The sequence below is a fragment of the Enhydrobacter aerosaccus genome, from assembly GCF_900167455.1.
GTDB lineage: Bacteria > Pseudomonadota > Alphaproteobacteria > Reyranellales > Reyranellaceae > Reyranella > Reyranella aerosaccus.
Map to the genome: position 1 here is coordinate 465953 of NZ_FUWJ01000002.1, position 16898 is coordinate 482850.

At 64.6% G+C, this 16898-nt stretch carries 14 protein-coding genes, 1 tRNA gene and 1 pseudogene; 10 read left to right on the top strand and 6 right to left on the bottom strand.

Annotation, left to right across the window (positions count from 1 at the left end; genetic code table 11):
* The first annotated feature begins 12 nt into the window (after positions 1–12).
* Positions 13–3186: an efflux RND transporter permease subunit gene (locus B5D62_RS11505; RefSeq protein WP_085934008.1), complete on the top strand. Its 3174-nt coding sequence runs from the start codon at positions 13–15 to the stop codon at positions 3184–3186.
* A gap of 51 nt (positions 3187–3237) precedes the next feature.
* Positions 3238–4803, top strand: a complete 1566-nt coding sequence (locus B5D62_RS33970; protein ID WP_085934009.1) for an amidase — start codon at positions 3238–3240, stop codon at positions 4801–4803.
* Here B5D62_RS33970 and B5D62_RS11515 read toward each other — a convergent pair.
* Positions 4691–5536: pseudogene (locus B5D62_RS11515) on the bottom strand (hydrogen peroxide-inducible genes activator); the annotation flags it as partial. The gene B5D62_RS33970 and the pseudogene B5D62_RS11515 overlap by 113 nt on opposite strands.
* Before the next feature lie 119 nt (positions 5537–5655).
* On the opposite strand from B5D62_RS11515, the gene ahpC reads away from it, so the two are divergent.
* Together ahpC and ahpF are read left to right on the top strand one after the other, a co-directional pair.
* Positions 5656–6219 (top strand): alkyl hydroperoxide reductase subunit C, encoded by a 564-nt coding sequence (gene ahpC, locus B5D62_RS11520; RefSeq protein WP_085934011.1) that lies wholly within the window; start codon positions 5656–5658, stop codon positions 6217–6219.
* Between the two features lie 96 nt (positions 6220–6315).
* Positions 6316–7896, top strand: a complete 1581-nt coding sequence (ahpF, locus tag B5D62_RS11525) for an alkyl hydroperoxide reductase subunit F (RefSeq protein ID WP_085934012.1) — start codon at positions 6316–6318, stop codon at positions 7894–7896.
* Positions 7897–7925: 29 nt separating this feature from the next.
* Here the strand turns inward: ahpF and B5D62_RS11530 are convergent, their stop codons facing one another.
* Positions 7926–8807, bottom strand: coding sequence for an aldo/keto reductase family oxidoreductase (locus B5D62_RS11530; RefSeq protein WP_085934013.1), 882 nt, complete (start codon positions 8805–8807; stop codon positions 7926–7928).
* A 97-nt stretch (positions 8808–8904) separates the two neighbouring features.
* Here B5D62_RS11530 and B5D62_RS11535 point away from each other — a divergent pair, with 97 nt between their 5' ends.
* Entirely contained in the window at positions 8905–9792 is an 888-nt protein-coding gene (locus B5D62_RS11535) for a LysR family transcriptional regulator (RefSeq protein WP_085934014.1), read from the top strand.
* A 21-nt stretch (positions 9793–9813) separates the two neighbouring features.
* Here B5D62_RS11535 and B5D62_RS11540 read toward each other — a convergent pair whose 3' ends face one another.
* The gene (locus B5D62_RS11540; RefSeq protein WP_085934727.1) at positions 9814–10497 is read right to left on the bottom strand and encodes a superoxide dismutase; all 684 of its coding nucleotides are present in this window, start codon (positions 10495–10497) and stop codon (positions 9814–9816) included.
* Between the two features lie 210 nt (positions 10498–10707).
* Here B5D62_RS11540 and B5D62_RS11545 point away from each other — a divergent pair, with 210 nt between their 5' ends.
* Positions 10708–11928: an alpha/beta hydrolase family protein gene (locus tag B5D62_RS11545; RefSeq protein WP_085934728.1), complete on the top strand. Its 1221-nt coding sequence runs from the start codon at positions 10708–10710 to the stop codon at positions 11926–11928.
* 10 nt (positions 11929–11938) lie between these two features.
* Here B5D62_RS11545 and B5D62_RS11550 read toward each other — a convergent pair whose 3' ends face one another.
* The 3 genes from B5D62_RS11550 to B5D62_RS11560 form a co-directional block, all read right to left on the bottom strand.
* Positions 11939–12727, bottom strand: coding sequence for a hypothetical protein (locus B5D62_RS11550; protein WP_085934015.1), 789 nt, complete (start codon positions 12725–12727; stop codon positions 11939–11941).
* 77 nt (positions 12728–12804) lie between these two features.
* The gene (locus B5D62_RS11555) at positions 12805–13533 is read right to left on the bottom strand and encodes a class I SAM-dependent methyltransferase (protein ID WP_085934016.1); all 729 of its coding nucleotides are present in this window, start codon (positions 13531–13533) and stop codon (positions 12805–12807) included.
* Between the two features lie 218 nt (positions 13534–13751).
* Positions 13752–13841 (bottom strand) — tRNA-Ser (locus B5D62_RS11560).
* 237 nt (positions 13842–14078) lie between these two features.
* On the opposite strand from B5D62_RS11560, the gene rplU reads away from it, so the two are divergent.
* From rplU to proB, 4 genes are all read left to right on the top strand, one after another.
* Positions 14079–14378 (top strand): 50S ribosomal protein L21, encoded by a 300-nt coding sequence (gene rplU / locus B5D62_RS11565; RefSeq protein WP_085934017.1) that lies wholly within the window; start codon positions 14079–14081, stop codon positions 14376–14378.
* A gap of 25 nt (positions 14379–14403) precedes the next feature.
* Positions 14404–14676 carry a 50S ribosomal protein L27 gene (gene rpmA, locus B5D62_RS11570; RefSeq protein WP_085934018.1) on the top strand — a complete coding sequence of 91 codons (273 nt, stop codon included), beginning with the start codon at positions 14404–14406 and terminating at the stop codon, positions 14674–14676.
* A gap of 73 nt (positions 14677–14749) precedes the next feature.
* A complete protein-coding gene (gene obgE / locus B5D62_RS11575; protein WP_085934019.1) occupies positions 14750–15763 on the top strand; it encodes a GTPase ObgE in 1014 nt (337 codons plus the stop codon).
* Positions 15760–16890 (top strand): glutamate 5-kinase, encoded by a 1131-nt coding sequence (proB, locus tag B5D62_RS11580; RefSeq protein ID WP_085934729.1) that lies wholly within the window; start codon positions 15760–15762, stop codon positions 16888–16890. Before obgE ends, proB begins: the two co-directional genes overlap by 4 nt.
* Positions 16891–16898 lie beyond the last annotated feature (8 nt).

A 16898-nucleotide genomic window follows, 5' to 3' on the forward strand; every position in this document is an offset into this window, starting at 1 on the left:
AGCCGCGTCTCAATGTCGAAATTCTTCATCGAGCATCCGGTCCTGGCCAATGTGCTGGCGATCGTCCTGGTCCTGCTCGGCGCCGTATCGCTGCTGCGCCTGCCGGTGGCGGAATATCCCAATGTCGTGCCCCCCACCGTGTCGGTCACGGCGAGCTATCCCGGCGCCAGTCCCCAGACCGTCATCGACACCGTCGCCCTGCCGATCGAGCTGCAGGTCAACGGCGTCGATCGCATGCTCTACATGGAGTCGACCAGCGCCGCGGACGGCACCTACAGCCTGACCGTGACCTTCCAGATCGGCACCGATCCGGATATCGCCCAGGTCCTGGTGCAGAACCGCGTCCAGCTCGCTCTCGCCTCGCTGCCGACCCCGGTGCAATCGCAGGGCGTGAGCGTGATGAAGAAGAACACGGCGATCCTTCAGATCGTCACGCTCGACTCCGCCGACAGCCGCTACGACAGCCTTTTCCTCAGCAACTACGCCACCATCAATCTCGTGAACCAGCTCGCCCGCCTACCAGGCGTGGGCACGGTCAAGGTGTTCGGGGCCGGCACCTATTCGATGCGCGTGTGGCTGGATCCGGAGAAGCTGTTCTCGTTCGGACTGACGCCGCGCGACGTCAGCGACGCCATCAAACAGCAGAGCCAGGAAGTCGCGGCCGGCCAGGTGGGCATGCCGCCGGCACCGAAGGATGTCGACTTTCAGTACACGATCGACATCCAATCACGCCTCAACGAACCCGAGCAGTTCGCCGACATCATCGTCAAGGACCAGACCGCCCAGGGCGGACGGTTGGTCTATGTGCGGGACGTCGGTCGTATCGAGCTCGGGGCCCAGACCTATTCGCAGGACTTCCATCTCGACGGCAAGCCCGCGGCGGGCATCGCCATCTACCAGACGCCTGAAGCCAACTCCCTGCAGGTCGGGCAGCGGGTCAAGGACATGATGGCGCAACTCTCGAAGCGCTTCCCGGCCGGCATGCGCTACGCCATTCCCTACGACACGACGCTGTTCGTGACCGCGTCGATCAACGAGGTGTACACGACGCTGTACCAGGCCGGCATTCTCGTCCTCATCGTCATCCTGGTCTTCCTGCAGAATTTCCGCGCCACGCTGGTGCCAGCGACCACGGTGCCGGTGACGATCATCGGCGCCTTCGCCGGCATGGCGGCCCTCGGCTTCACCGTCAATCTCTCGACGTTGTTCGGTATCGTGCTGGCCATCGGCATCGTCGTCGACGACGCGATCGTGATCGTCGAGGGCGTCACCAAGTACATCGAGAAAGGAATGTCGGGGCACGATTCGGCCATCAAGGCGATGGGCGAATTGTTCGGGCCGATCATCGGCATCACGCTGGTGCTGATGTCGGTGTTCCTGCCCGCCGCCTTCGTGTCCGGCCTCACCGGAAACATGTTCGCGCAGTTCGCGCTCGTGATCGCGGCGACGGCCCTGATCAGCGCGGTGAACGCCGCCACGTTGAAGCCGACCCAGTGCGCGCAATGGCTGCGCACGCCCGTCACGCCGGAGAAGCGGAACTTCTTCTACCGCGGCTTCAACCGCCTCTACGATCCGATGGAGAATGCCTACGCAGGCCTGATCGGGCGCATGGTTCGACGCTCGGGCCTCATGGTGGTCGTGGCCCTCGTGATATCGGTCGGCGCGATCTGGGGCATCGGCCGCCTGCCGACGGCCTTCATCCCGATCGACGACCAGGGCTACGTGCTGGTTGCCATGCAGCTCCCCGAGGGCGCGTCGCTCAATCGCACCACGGCAGCACTCGAACAGATCAACAAGACCGCCCACCAGATCCCGGGCGTGGACAGGGTCATCGCGCTCGCCGGCATGTCCATTCTCGACAACAGCGCCGATCTGGCCAACGCCGGCACCTGCTGGATCATGCTGAAGCCGTTCGACGAACGCATCGGCGCAAAGGGGCAGGATCTCATATCCATCTACGAGAAGCTGTCGGCCGCCCTGATCTCGCTTCCCGATGGGCAGGCCACAGTGCTCCCGCCGCCGGCGATCCAGGGCATCGGTAATGCGGGCGGCTTCCAGATGCAGCTCGAGCTGCTGGGCGGCAGCTTCGACTACCGGAAGCTCGACGAATACGCTCGGGAAATCGTGCGACAGGCCGCGTCGGAACCCTCCGTCACCCACGTGCTCACCACCTTCAGGCCCGATGCACCGCACGTCGCTCTTACCGTCGACCGCGCCCGGGCCGAGACCCTGCGGGTGTCGGTCGGCGACATCTTCGCCGCCCTGACCGATTACGTCGGTTCGACCTACGTCAACCAGTTCAACAAGTTCGGCCTGTCGCTTCAGGTCTATATCCAGGCCGAGTCGAAGTTCCGGGAGCATCCCGACGATCTGCTCAATCTCTACGTCCGCAGCTCCGACAACCAGATGGTGCCGCTGGGGTCGGTCGCGAAGCTGGCGCCTACCGTCGCGCCGCCGCTGGTCACGCTCTACAATCTCTTCCCTTCGGCCACGATCATCGGCGGTTCCGCGCCGGGCTACAGCTCCGGCCAGTCGATGGCGGCGATGGAGCGTATCGCCGCGCGCGTCCTGCCCCAGGACGTCACGTTCGAATGGACGGCGATGTCCTACCAGGAAAAGATCACGGGCAATCAGCTCTACTACGTGTTCGGCCTCTCGGTCCTGCTCGTCTATCTTTGCCTCGCCGGCCAGTACGAGAGCTGGATCCTGCCGCTGGCGGTCCTGTCGGCCGTTCCCCTGGCGCTGGTCGGTCCCGTCGTGGCCCTGACCAGCCTGGGCGTCGCCAACAACCTCTACACGCAGATCGGCCTGATGCTGTTGATCGCCCTGTCGGCGAAGAACGGCATCCTGATCGTCGAGGTCGCGCGCGAGCATCGTATCCTCGGCGGCAAGAGCATCATGGAGGCGGCGGTAGAGGCCTCGCGGACCCGCTTCCGCCCGATCCTGATGACCTCCTTCGCCTTCATTCTCGGCGTGTTGCCGCTGGTCCTGGCGCAAGGCGCCGGCGCCAATGCACGCAAGTCACTGGGCATCAGCGTCTTCAGCGGCATGTTGGCCTCGACCTGCCTGGCCGTGCTCTTCGTTCCCAGCTTCTTCGTCCTGCTGCAGAAGTTCGACGAATGGCGTGCCTCCCGGAAGAAGGCGCATATCCCTGTCGTGAAGTCGGAGAGCGAAGCCCATGGCTGATGGCGGGCGAGGCAGATCGGGAAGCGTCAGCCAGAAACGCGACATTGCCACATGACAACCTCTGAACTTTGGCGTTGGTCAGCAGTCGACCTCGCTGACGCAATTCGACTGGGTACAATTTCCAGCGTCGAAGCCGTGCGCTCCTGTCTCGACCGGATCGCTGCCGTCAATCCCGCCGTGAACGCCGTCGTCGACGTGCTTGCGGATGAGGCCTTGACCGCGGCACGCGATGCCGATGCCGCTCGCGCCGGCGGTCGCGAGCTGGGTCTGCTGCACGGCGTCCCCGTGACCGTGAAAGTCAATGTCGACCAGCGCGGCCGCGCGACCACCAATGGCGTGGTCGCCTTCCGCGATGTCATCGCTACCGAGGACAGCCCGCCGGTGGCCAACTTTCGCAAGGCCGGCGCCGTGATCGTCGGCAGGACAAACACGCCGGCCTTCTCGCATCGCTGGTTCACGAACAACGACCTGCATGGCGCCACGCTCAATCCCTGGAATCGCGAGCGGACGCCGGGTGGCTCGAGCGGCGGCGCAGCGGCGGCAGTCGCCTCGGGAATGGGGGCACTGGCGCACGGCAACGACTTCGGCGGCTCGATTCGTTATCCGGCCTATGCCTGCGGCGTGGTCGGGCTGCGGCCCACGCCAGGCCGGGTGCCGACGTTCAACCCATCAGCAAAGGCCGAGAGACCAATCGTGGCACAGATGATGGCAGTACAAGGTCCCTTGGCGCGTCGGGTAGCCGATGTGCGCCTCGGCCTCGCCGCACTCGCCGCGGCCGATGCGCGCGATCCGCTATGGGTTCCAGCACCCCTCACCGGCGCTCCGATCGAGCGTCCGATCAATGTGGCGATGGTGCCCGATCCTTTCGGCACGGCCGATCCTGCCGTGAGTGCCGCGGTTCGCGCCGCCGGCAGCGCCTTGTCCCAAGCCGGCTGGAAGGTCACGGAGATCGCGCCGCCGCGTCTGCGGGAGGCCGCCGACATCTGGCACAAGCTCGTCACAAACGAGGAAAAGCGCGGCCTCGTACCGGCTATTCGAGCGTATGGCGACGACAAGAGCCGCCGCAACATCGACGCCCATCTCCGTTATGCCCCGTCGCTCGACGCCGACGGCATCCTGACGGCTTTCGAAACGCGGCTATCCCTGATACGCGACTGGCAGCTATTTCTGAGCCGATATCCGGTGCTCATCATGCCGGTATCGGATCAACTCCCCTTCCTGGATGATCTCGACATGGCCGACGACGCCACGGTCACGCGCCTGTTGGACTCGCAACGCTGTCTGCTTGCCACACCGGCGCTGGGCTTCCCTTCCGTTTCGGTGCCCACGGGGCTCGCTGAATCGAATATCCCGGTCGGCGTTCAGGTCGTCGCCGGACGTTTCCGCGAGGATCTTTGTCTTGATGCCGCCGAGGTCATCGAGGCACAGCCCTGCGGCCTTTGGCGAGTTCATCCTTCAACGCCGCCGCCAGCGTCCGGAACGTTTCCTTGCGCGCGGAACGCCGTCTCCAGGCCAGACCGATCCGCCGCGAAGACGGCTTGCCGGCGAGTGGCCGCGTTTCGAGCTTCGTTCCTCGCAGGATGCCGGCATCGATGGCCATCTGCGGCAGCAAGGTGATGCCCAACCCGGCTGCGACCATCTGTACGAGGGTGTGCAGGCTCGTGCCCTGGAACTCCTCGTTGCGCCGCGCCCCCTCGAGGTGGCACGCGGCAAGGGCCTGGTCGCGCAGGCAGTGCCCATCCTCCAGGAGCAGGAGATTCTCGAAGGCGATGTCGCCGGGCCGTACCGGTTTGCCGGGCGGCTCGGCGCGGCCGGGCGGATAGACGGCCGAAAAGGGATCGTCGGCAATATCGATGGCTTCGAGGTCGTCCCCGACCGCATAGGGCAAGGCGAGCAGCACCGCATCCAGTTCTCCGGCCCGCAACTTGGCCAGCAGCGGCGCCGTCTGCTCCTCGCGCAGGAACAGCCGCAGCCGTGGAAAGGCCTTGCGCAGGCGCGGCATGGCATGCGGCAACACAAAGGGTCCGATCGTCGGGATCACTCCCAGGCGCAGCGGACCGGCCATCGTGTCCTTCGACGACCGCGCCGCGTCGACCATGTCTTCCGCGGCCTTGAGCAGCTCCCGAGCCCGCGCCGCCATGTCCCGGCCGAGCGGAGTCGCGATCACCTGGCGCTTGGTGCGTTCGAGGAGCGGGGCGCCGAGAACCTCTTCGAGTTCGCGGATACCGGCGCTCAGGGTCGACTGCGTCACCCCGCAGGCATCGGCTGCCTTGCCGAAGTGGCAGAGATCGACGACGGCAACCAGGTAGCTCAGCTGACGGAAACTCGGCAACGGGCGCATGGCGATCATGTAATCGATTTTTTCGATTACACAAGTCGGAATTATTCGTTTTCCTCTCTAGATGCGAGCGATTATCTAACGCCCCAGGCCGAGAGCCTAACAACCGCGACGTAGTCAGGAGTAAATCCATGTCTTTGATCAACAGCGAGATCCAGCCGTTCAAGGCCACGGCCTATCAGCAGGGCGAGTTCATCGAGGTCACCGAGGCGACACTGAAGGGCAAGTGGTCCGTCCTGTTCTTCTATCCGGCCGACTTCACCTTCGTCTGCCCGACCGAACTCGAGGATCTGGCCGACAACTATGCCGAATTCCGCAAGCTCGGCGTCGAAATCTACAGCGTTTCGACCGACACGCATTTCTGCCACAAGGCCTGGCACGACACCTCGCCGGCGATCGGCAAGATCGGCTACCCGATGATCGCCGACCCGACCCATGTGCTGTCGCGCAACCTCGGCGTCCTGATCGAAGACGCCGGCATCGCCGATCGCGGTACGTTCGTGATCGACCCGCAGGGCCGCATCCAGATCATCGAGATCACGGCCGGCGGCGTCGGCCGCGACGCCAAGGAGCTGCTGCGCAAGATCAAGGCCGCTCAGTACGTTGCGGCGCACCCGGGCGAGGTCTGCCCGGCCAAGTGGCAGGAAGGCGCCAAGACGCTGGCGCCGTCGCTCGACCTCGTCGGCAAGATCTGACCGTCCAGGTCGCTCCCGGTCCGGCCCCTCTCCCCCTTGCCGGGCCGGGAGATCTGATCGTCCGTTTCTGTTTTTGCGTTGTCGCCGGAGCCCGTCATGTTGGACGCCAATCTGAAGACCCAGTTGCAGGGCTATCTCGCCCGCATCGCCCAGCCTGTCGAGTTGGTCGCATCGCTCGACGACGGCCAGAGTTCGGCGGAGCTGCAGGAGCTCCTGCACGAGATCGCGGAGCAATCACCGCAGATCACCGCCGTGCGCCGCGATGACGATGCCCGCCGTCCCTCCTTCGCGATCAACCGCGTGGGCACCGAGGTCGGCGTCCGTTTCGCCGGCCTGCCAATGGGCCACGAGTTCACCTCGCTGGTGCTGGCGCTCCTGCAGGTCGGAGGATATCCGCCCAAGGCATCGCCCGAGACGATCGAGCGCATCCTCAACCTCGAAGGCGAATACTTCTTCGAGACCTATTTCTCGCTCTCGTGCCAGAACTGCCCCGACGTGGTGCAGGCGCTCAATCTCATGAGTGCGATCAACCCGCGCATCCGGCACGTCGCCATCGATGGCGCCTTGTTCCAGAAGGAAGTCGAGGCGCGCGGCGTGATGGCCGTGCCGGCCGTGTTCCTGAACGGCGAGCCGTTCGCGCAGGGCCGCATGGGGTTGGACCAGATCTTGGCCAAGCTCGACACCGGATCGGTACAGCGACAGGCCGCAGCGCTGAAGGCAAAGGACGCGTTCGACGTGCTGGTCGTCGGCGGCGGCCCGGCCGGAGCGGCAGCGGCGATCTATGCGGCACGCAAGGGCATTCGCACCGGCGTCGTTGCCGAACGCTTCGGCGGCCAGGTGCTGGACACGATGGGCATCGAGAATTTCGTCTCGGTGCAGCACACCGAGGGCCCCAAGCTCGGCCTCGCCCTTGAAGAGCATGTGCGCGAGTACGGCGTCGACATCATGAACCTGCAGGTCGCCACCGCCTTGATACCGGCGGCGACGCCTGGCGGACTTGCCGAAGTCAAGCTGGCCAGCGGCGCCTCGCTCAAGGCCAAGACGATCGTGCTTTCCACGGGAGCCCGCTGGCGCACCATGAACATCCCGGGCGAGGATACCTATCGCAACAAGGGTGTGGCCTTCTGCCCGCACTGTGACGGCCCGCTCTTCAAGGGCAAACGCGTGGCCGTCATCGGTGGCGGCAACTCGGGTGTCGAGGCTGCGATCGATCTCGCCGGCATCACGGCTCATGTGACGCTGATCGAGTTCGACTCCAGACTGCGGGCGGACCAGGTCCTGCAGGACAAGCTGCGGTCGCTGCGCAACGTCACGATCATCACCTCGGCTCAGACCACGGAAGTGACAGGTGACGGCGCCAGGGTCACCGGGTTGCGGTACAAGGACCGTAGCACCGGCGCGGAGCGTTCGGTCGACCTCGAAGGCGTGTTCGTGCAGATCGGCCTCGTGCCCAACACCGAGTGGCTGAAAGGCACGATTGGGCTCAGCCCCCGCGGCGAGATCGAGGTCGACGCGCGTGGCCAGACATCGGCGCCAGGCATCTTCGCCGCCGGCGATGTCACCACGGTGCCCTACAAGCAGATCGTGATCGCGATGGGCGAAGGCGCCAAGGCATCCTTGGCCGCATTCGACCACCTGATCCGAACGGCGCCCGCCGAACTCGCGGCTGCAGCCTGACGCACCGCGAGACCCTGCGAACGGCCGCCCTAATGGGCGGCCGTTTTGCCGATGGCGTCGAGTTCCGCCATCACTTCGTTCGGCAGGTCCAGTTGGATCGACTGGAGGTTCTCGCGGAGATGCGAGAGCGACGAGGTGCCGGGGATCAATAGGATGTTGGGCGCGCGGCGCAGCAGCCACGCCAAGGCGACCTGCATCGGCGTCGCTCCCAGACGCGCCGCCACCTGCGAGAGCCGCTGCGAGTCCAACGGCGTGAACCCTCCGAGCGGAAAGAAGGGAACGTAGGCGATTCCGGCCGCGGCCAGCTCGTCGACCAGCCGATCGTCGGTGCGATGAACGAGGTTGTAGTGGTTCTGTACGCAGACCACCTCGCCCAAGGCGCGCGCCTCCGCAACCTGACGGGACGTGACGTTGCTCAGACCGAGATGGCGAACCAGGCCTTGCCGCTGCAGCTCGAGCAGCGCGGCAAAGCGCTCCGCAATCGATCCTTCGCTGGGTTCATGTGACTCCTCCGTGACGATGCGGAGATTGACCACGTCGAGAACATCGACCTTCAGATTGCGGAGATTGTCGTGGACGCCCTTGACCAGGTCCGCTGGCTTCTGGGCGGGGATCCACGAGGCATCGTCGCCGCGCACGGCGCCGACCTTGGTCACGATCACCAGATCGTCCGGATAGGGATGCAGGGCCTCGCGGATCAACTGGTTGGTGATGTGCGGACCGTAGAAGTCGCTGGTGTCGATATGGCGAACACCGGCCGCCACCGCTTCGCGCAACACGGCGACCGCCGTGTCGCGGTCCTTGGGCGGGCCGAAAACGCCCGGTCCGGCGAGTTGCATCGCCCCGTAGCCCATGCGGCTCACGACGCGACCGGCAAGGGGGAATGTGCCAGCAGAGTGAATGTCGACCATGCCAATCTCCGAAATGTCCAGGTGGGCCCGATATGGACTGGGCAAGCCTATTCGATAAGTCGTATTGCTTGGCACAGGCCGTACGAGAATTCGCACAATGGAGCTGAACGACCTTTCCGCCTTTGTCGCCGTGGTTCGCGCCCGTGGCTTCCGCGACGCCGCGCGGGCTCGAAACGAATCTCCCTCCGGTCTCAGCGAGGCGGTTCGGCGTCTGGAAAGCAGGCTGGGCGTTCGGCTGTTGAACCGGACCACGCGAAGCGTCGCGCCGACCGAGGCCGGCCAGCGGCTTTTCGAACGGTTGGTCCCCGCTCTTGGTGAGATCGAAGCGGCGCTGGACGTGGTCAACACTCTTCGCGATCGGCCCGCCGGGACCTTGCGGCTGAACGTTCCTGCCAACATCGCCAGGACGGTCCTGCCGGCCATCGTCGTGCCGTTCTTGAAGGCGTTCCCCGACATCCGCCTCGATGTGATCGTCGAGGACAGCTTCGTCGATCTGCTCGCTGCCGGCTGCGACGCGGGTATCCGCTATGATGAGAAGCTCGAGAAGGACATGGTCGCAGTGCCGATCGGGCCCCGCATCCAGCGGCTGGCGACGGCAGCGGCGCCAGCCTATCTCGAAGCGCACGGCTGTCCGCAACATCCACGCGATCTTCTCGTCCACGCCTGCCTGCGCGGACGATTCTCCGGCGGCGCATCGCCTGCCTGGGAATTCGAGCGGGACGGCGAGATCGTGAAGATCGATCCCAAGGGACCGCTCGTCACCCAACCGGGCGCCGCATCCGACCTGTTGCTGTCCGCCGCGCTTTCAGGACTGGGCATCATTCACCTGTTCGAGGATTGGCTTCGGCCTCACTTCGACAGTGGAGCGCTCGTCCCCGTGCTGGAGCCGTGGTGGCAAAGTTTCTCGGGTCCATACCTGTACTATCCCGGCACGCGCCTCATGCCGGCACCGCTTCGCGCGTTCATCGACTTCATCAGGACCTAGACCGAGACGGGCGAGCCCCCCTCAGCTGGTCATGCGGTCGCGCACAAAGTCCCAGTTCATCAGATTGTCGAGCACGGCCTTCACATGGTCGGGACGCCGATTCTGATAGTCGAGATAGTAGGCGTGCTCCCATACATCGATGACCGCCAATGGCCGCTTGCCGTGAGCGATCGGCGTGTCGGCGTTGCTGGTTTCCATCAAGGCCAGCTTGCCGCCATCTTCGATCAGCCATGCCCAGCCGCTGCCAAAGACCGCATTCGCCCGCTGGGCGTAGGCTTCCTTGAACTTGACAAAGCCGCCGAAGTCGCGTTCCAGCGCCTGCGCCAGCTTGCCGCTCGGCTGTGATCCGCTACCGGGCTTCAGCACCTGCCAGTAGAAGTCGTGATTCCAGGCCTGGCCGGCCTGATTGAACAAGGCCTTCTGCGTAGGATCGCTGCCCGTCTTGACGACGATCTGCTCCAGCGGAAGATCGGCGTAAGGCGTGTTCGGGATCATGCGGTTGAGGTTCGCGTAGTAGGCCGCATGGTGCTTGCCGTAATGGAACTGCACCGTCTGGGCGGAGATCGTCGGTGCGAGCGCGGTATCGGCGAAAGGTAACGGCGGCTGAGTGAGAGCCGCTGCGGAGGCGGAACGCATCGCTACCGGCGCCAGGACAGCCGCAACGACACCCGAACGCAACAGACTCCGCCGTGACAAACCGGACATGCTCTTCTCCTCCGTGAGGATGCGATATTGGCCGGCATTGCAACCGTGGTCCAATGCGATATGCCAGAAGCATTGCGATACGAATTCATTGTTTACCGGCCGCCCACCATCCATACGATGGACAGTCGGGGAAAATTCGCCGCCGAGGATTTGCACGCCGGGCCAGGAACTGGCCTTTCCGGTGGCCGCTCCCGTCGTATGGAGATCGTGATGTCCTTTCTCGTTCGGTCACTCGCAGTGTTGGTTCTCATCGTCTGTTCGCTGGCGCCAACTTTGCCGGCGCAGGCGGATGAGAAGAGTGCCGTTCAGGTCGTCTCGGGCATCAGCTACGAACTCGTCGATCGATGGGATGTGGACAGGCTCAATCGGATCCTCACGGTGGATGGGCCAAAATTCCTGGGCATCTCCGTTGCCTTTACGCCTGCCCGCAACGCCGTGCGGCTCTATCGGATCACCTACAGTTCGGTGATCCCCGAGCGCGGCAACAAGCCGACGACGGCGACCGGCCTTCTTGCGATTCCCGATACAGGCACCACCAGCTTTCCCATGGTCTCCTACCAGCACGGCACAGTCTACGGGAAGGAACAGGTGCCGTCCTTCCCCGACCAGTCGCCCGAAACCCAACTCGCGCTGGCCCAGTTTGCCGGCCAGGGCTACGTCGTCATTGGTGCCGACTATTTCGGCATGGGGCGCTCGACCGAGCCCGAAGGCTACCTGGTCAAAGGCAGCCATCAGCAGGCGACCTATGACATGCTGATGGCTAGCCGCGCCGTGCTCGACCATCTGAAGATCTCGACCCCGAAGCTGTTCCTGGGCGGCTGGTCACAGGGTGGCTTTGTCACCATGGCGCTCCTGGAGAAGCTGGAGAACTCGGGGGTACCAGTGGCGGCTGCAGCAACGGCGAGCGCAGGCGTGGACATCTTCGCGGGAATGAGCGGCTTCCTCGACTTTCCACGCAAGAACGACGCGGCCTGGATGCCGATCGTGTTCATCCTCTCATCCTTCTCGTTCGAGAACTACTATGGTGCCGCCGGTCTGGCGCGCTCGCTCATCAACGACGACTATTACGATCTGTCACGCCGCATCTACGAGAGGCAGTCCGCCGACGTGACGCAAATGCCGGCCGACCTGCACAAGCTCATCCGCGCGGAGTACTTCGATCCGCAGTTCTTCGCCGCCTCGACGTTCGGTCGCCTGCTGCTCGACAAGGCCAATGCCTATCGCTGGATCATCAAGAGCCCGGTCCGCAACTATTACGGTCAGGCCGACGAGATCATCTCCGTCGGCCTTGGCCAGCTCGCCATGAACTATCAGCGCAGCATCGGCAGCGGCAACACGAAGGTCGAGGCGATCTCTACCGGCGACACCGATCATCGCGGTACCTTCGGCACGGCGCTCCCGCTCTGGAAGACATGGTTCGACGGGCTTTAGCGGCGACGCATCAGCTCTGCCGGTTCCGGCGCAGCGCCTCGAGGATCTCGCGGCCGACGACCGGTAAGTAGGCAGCGGCGTAGTGATGAAAATCGGTGCCGCCCTTGTCCAGCGCGCGCGCCTGACCATCGCGCTCCACGAAGGTCCGCGGCTCCAGCACCGGCAGTCCGGCGATCCTCGCCGCTTCGATCGTCTTCTCGACGTGTTGCAGGCGCTCGCCCAGGAATCGTCCGTCGGGCAGGCGCACGACGACATGCGGCACGACCAGGAACGGCCTGCCGAGCAATGTCCGGAGTTGCGCCAACCCTTCCGCGATTTCCGACGCCGACAGGTATCGGAAGATCAGCTCACGCAGCACCTGGCGGTGCCCGTCATTCAGCCGCCAACGGCCCAGCCAATGGGCGCGCAGCTCCCGTTCGACCTGCTGCACCAGTGCCTCCGACGGCCGGACGCTGCGATCGATCAGGTCCCACCATTCGCGCGCCGCCGATCCGCCCGGCTCGACGAGGTGCCGATGGATCTCGTTGACGTTCAGGGACCAGCCAGCGACCTCGTAGTGCTTGTCGGTACAACATTCGACGACGACATACTCGGCCTGGTCCAACGGCAGGCGCATGGCATCATGGAGACGCAATCCATGATCGTACGCGAAGGGGCGAATTTCGGCCGGCATGACGATGTCGCCGCGCGCGAGCCGGACGAACTGGATCGTCTCGTGGATATCGTGGAGGAAGATCGCATGACGCCGCTTGAAGCCGCGATTCACATAGTCGATCTCGCCGCGCTGCTCTGCGTCCATCAGCGGCTCGTGGATCCGACAGGATCCCAATCCTAGCACGCGCATGTCGTCATGCCTTGTCGCTCGCCTGGCGAGGGCTAGCGAATGGCCCGGTACGAGGCAAAGGACATCCTTATCGTTCCCCCGAGGCGATCGATCCTGGCGCCGTTCCGCGCCGCCATCGCCATCAGCTCGCGATTGTAGGCGGGCCATTCGAATCCCAGCAAGCGCCGTCGCGATTGCTTGTTGAGCATCAGGTAGATGGTGCCGGGATAGCGGAGCTGATTGGCGACGAGATCCTCGAGAAAGAACTGCCACTCGGGCAGCGACCAGAACTGGCGTGGCTGACCTCGATCGCCCCTCTTCTCGTTAAACGTGATGTTGCAGGCCGTGATGAGGTCGAATCTCCCATCCAAGGCCGGCAGCGGTGTCCCGGGTTCGACGCGAACGATGGTCCTCTCGACCCCAAGGCTGCCGGCGATGCCGGCGTAGACCGGATTCTCGATATCGATCCCGACCACGGAATGGCCGAAGTATCGGCACACGAACGGAAAATGGCCGCCGCCGGTGCCGATATCGAGCACCCGCAGCGGCGGGGCCTTGTCCAGACCGAGCCTGCGGGCCAGCCGCAGCTTCTCCCGCGTATAGAAGGCAACGTCGAGATACTTATAGCGGGAGTCGGCGCTGGCTTTGCGCATACGCTCTCCAAACTGCCGACGCAGTTCTTCCAGCCGACCGCTGTCGACCTTCGCCATCAACGCCCGCAGATGTCGCCGCATCTCCCTTTCGGCGGGATGCCACTTCATGGCGGCGTCGAGCGCTGCCATCCGCTCCGCCACCGTCTTGCTGGGATCGGGACTCGATATCACCTGTCAGGGCCATTCATTGCAGCAGATCCGGTGGCATTTTCCCGGTCTTGCGGATGGCTGTGAAGACCGGCGCGACGCCCAGAGCCTGGCCGCTGCCCCGGTCGACCTGCGGAGGGACGGAAAGTCGGAAATGACGAACGTGCTTCAGGGAGGGTTTCGCTTCTGGCGAGCGACACTGGCGGAGAGGGTGGGATTCGAACCCACGGTACGCTTGCACGCACAACGGTTTTCGAGACCGTCCCGATCGACCACTCCGGCACCTCTCCCGCGCCCCGCTTATAGGGGGCGTTTTTCCGGGCGGCAACAAGGCGACCGAGCCTCGGGAAATAAAGGCTTTCCGACGTTGACTCGGGCCGAACCTTGCGTATATTCCGCGCCTCTCCGGCGGGTCATTCGGGTCCGCCGCGTTCTTTCGTGCTTGTCGCTGTATGGGCCCCGAGACGGCCAGATCCCCTAGATCTGGTGGCCATCGGTCCAGGAGGCAGGCTTCAGTCAGGTGTGCCATGATCGCCGTTATCCGCACGGGTGGGAAGCAATATACGGTCGCTGCCGACGAGACGCTCACGGTCGAGCGCCTCGAGGGTGAGGCCGGCGCCAAGGTCGAGTTCACCGACGTCCTGATGGTGGGCGACAAGGTCGGCGCGCCGACGGTTGCCGGCGCCAAGGTCGTGGGCTCGATCGTCAAGCAGGCCCGCGGGCCGCACCTGATCGTCTTCAAGAAGCGCCGTCGCCAGAACTCGCGGCGCAAGAACGGTCATCGTCAGGACCTGACGGTGGTCAAGATCGAACAAATCGTCGCCTGATCCAGAGAGCGACCGGAGTAGTACGATGGCACATAAGAAAGCAGGCGGCTCCTCGCGTAACGGCCGCGATTCCGACGGCAAGCGCCTGGGCGTGAAGCGCTTCGGCGGCCAGAAGGTTCTCTCGGGCAATATCCTGGTCCGTCAGCGCGGCACCAAGATGAATGCTGGCGAGAATGTCGGCATCGGCCGCGATCACACCCTGTTCGCCACCACCGACGGCATCGTGTCGTTCCGCAAGCGCAGCGGCGGCAAGGTCGAGGTGAACGTGCTCCCGGCGCCGGCTCTGGCTGCCGAATAGCCGTTCCCGCGCCTGAGAATTGCGAAGGGGGAGCGGCCACGCCGTTCCCCCTTTTCGTTTTTGGAATCCACCGATGAAATTCCTCGATCAAGCCAAGGTCTATATCCGCTCCGGCAACGGCGGTTCGGGCTGCGTGGGCTTTCGCCGCGAGAAGTTCATCGAGTTCGGTGGACCGGATGGCGGTGACGGCGGCCGCGGCGGCGACGTGATCGCCGAATGCGTCGACGGCCTCAACACACTGATCGACTATCGCTACGCCCAGCATTTCAAGGCCGAGACCGGCCATCACGGCATGGGCAGCCAGCGCACCGGCGGCAAGGGCAAGGACATCGTGCTGCGCCTACCGCGCGGCACGCAGATCTTCGATGAGGACAATGAGACGCTGTTGGCCGACCTCACGCAAGTGGGACAGCGCATCGTCCTCGCCAAGGGTGGCGACGGCGGCTACGGCAACCTGCATTACAAGAGCTCGACCAACCGCGCACCGCGCCGCGCCGACAAGGGCTGGCCGGGAGAAGAGCGCTGGATCTGGCTGAGGCTTAAGCTGATCGCCGATATCGGCCTGGTCGGCCTGCCCAATGCTGGCAAGTCGACCTTCCTGTCGGCCACCTCCAACGCGCGCCCCAAGATCGCGGACTATCCCTTCACCACCCTGCATCCCGGCCTCGGCGTGGTGAAGGTCGGCAACCGCGAGTTCGTGATGGCCGACATCCCGGGCCTGATCGAAGGCGCGCACGAAGGCGCCGGCCTAGGCACGCGCTTCCTGGGCCATGTCGAGCGCTGTCGCGCGCTCCTGCATCTCGTCGATGGCACCCAGGAAGATGTGGTCGGCGCCTATCGCACGGTGCGGGCCGAACTCAAGGCTTACAGTCCGACGCTGGCGCGCAAGAAGGAGATCGTGGCGCTCAACAAGACCGACGCCATGACGCCTGAGGACATCGAGGCCAAACGGGCCGCCCTCGCCAAGGCCAGCCGCAAGACGGTCCACATCATCTCGGGCGTTTCCGGCCAGGGCGTCCAGTCCCTGCTGCATGAATTGATGAAGCTCGTCGACAAGCAGCGTGACGGCGCGAAGGAAGCTGCATGAAATCGCGAGCTGGCGTCGATCTGGCCAGCTCCAAGAGGCTGGTCGTCAAGATCGGCTCTTCCATCCTGGTCGACGAGTCAAAGGGCCTGATTCGCCGCGATTGGTTGGAGGCACTGACGAACGATGTCGCCGGCCTGCATCGTCAAGGATGCGAGATCGTACTGGTCTCCTCGGGCGCCATCCGTCTCGGCCGCACCTATCTGAAACTTCCCCCCGGACCGCTCAAGCTCGAGGAAAGCCAGGCAGCGGCAGCGACCGGACAGATCCAGCTCGCCCATGCCTACCAGGAGGCTCTCGCGAAACATGGCATCACGGTTGCACAGGTATTGCTGACGCTCGATGATTCGGAAGAGCGCCGTCGCTACCTCAACGCGCGCCAGACCATGAGGACGCTGCTGGGACTCGGCGCTGTGCCGGTCATCAACGAGAACGACACCGTTGCCACCGACGAGATCCGCTTCGGCGACAACGACCGGCTGGGCGCGCGCGTCGCGGAGATGATCTCGGCTGACACGCTGGTGCTGCTGTCCGATATCGACGGGCTCTACACGGGCGATCCACGCAGCGACGCCCAGGCGCGGCACATTCCGGAAATCCGCGAGATCACGCCGGAGATCGAGGCGATGGCCGGCGCGGCCGCGTCGGAGCTCTCCAACGGCGGCATGGTGACCAAGCTGATGGCGGGCCGTGTCGCCATGGCCGCGGGTTGCCGGATGGCCATCGCCGATGGGCGCCAGGTAGGCGCGCTCGGCGCCCTGATCGATGGCCGCGCGAGATGCAGCTGGTTCGTGCCGGAAGCATCGCCGCTCTCGGCCCGCAAGAAATGGATCAGCGGCTCGCTCAAGTCGGCCGGATCGCTCGTCGTCGACGATGGCGCGGTGCGGGCCCTGTCGCGCGGCAAGAGCCTGCTGCCGGCCGGTGTCACCGCCATCGACGGGAACTTCAAACGCGGCGATGTGGTCTATGTGAAGGATGGGTCCGGCCGCATCCTGGGACGCGGACTGGTTGCCTATGCCGCCGAAGATGCTCGCCGCATCGCGGGGCGAAAGAGCGCCGAAATCGAAAAATTGCTGGGTTTCCGCGGCCGGGATGAGATGGTCCACCGCGACGACCTTGTGGTTGAATGACTATAATG

Coding starts and splice junctions, on each gene's coding strand:
- B5D62_RS11555 (WP_085934016.1), bottom strand. CDS start 13,533: ATGGCAGCGCTCGACGCCGCCATGAAGTGGCATCCCGCCGAAAGGGAG.
- ahpF (WP_085934012.1), top strand. CDS start 6,316: ATGTTGGACGCCAATCTGAAGACCCAGTTGCAGGGCTATCTCGCCCGC.
- B5D62_RS11545 (WP_085934728.1), top strand. CDS start 10,708: ATGTCCTTTCTCGTTCGGTCACTCGCAGTGTTGGTTCTCATCGTCTGT.
- ahpC (WP_085934011.1), top strand. CDS start 5,656: ATGTCTTTGATCAACAGCGAGATCCAGCCGTTCAAGGCCACGGCCTAT.
- B5D62_RS11505 (WP_085934008.1), top strand. CDS start 13: ATGTCGAAATTCTTCATCGAGCATCCGGTCCTGGCCAATGTGCTGGCG.
- B5D62_RS11550 (WP_085934015.1), bottom strand. CDS start 12,727: ATGGACGCAGAGCAGCGCGGCGAGATCGACTATGTGAATCGCGGCTTC.
- B5D62_RS11535 (WP_085934014.1), top strand. CDS start 8,905: ATGGAGCTGAACGACCTTTCCGCCTTTGTCGCCGTGGTTCGCGCCCGT.
- proB (WP_085934729.1), top strand. CDS start 15,760: ATGAAATCGCGAGCTGGCGTCGATCTGGCCAGCTCCAAGAGGCTGGTC.
- B5D62_RS11540 (WP_085934727.1), bottom strand. CDS start 10,497: ATGTCCGGTTTGTCACGGCGGAGTCTGTTGCGTTCGGGTGTCGTTGCG.
- rpmA (WP_085934018.1), top strand. CDS start 14,404: ATGGCACATAAGAAAGCAGGCGGCTCCTCGCGTAACGGCCGCGATTCC.
- rplU (WP_085934017.1), top strand. CDS start 14,079: ATGATCGCCGTTATCCGCACGGGTGGGAAGCAATATACGGTCGCTGCC.
- obgE (WP_085934019.1), top strand. CDS start 14,750: ATGAAATTCCTCGATCAAGCCAAGGTCTATATCCGCTCCGGCAACGGC.
- B5D62_RS11530 (WP_085934013.1), bottom strand. CDS start 8,807: ATGGTCGACATTCACTCTGCTGGCACATTCCCCCTTGCCGGTCGCGTC.
- B5D62_RS33970 (WP_085934009.1), top strand. CDS start 3,238: ATGACAACCTCTGAACTTTGGCGTTGGTCAGCAGTCGACCTCGCTGAC.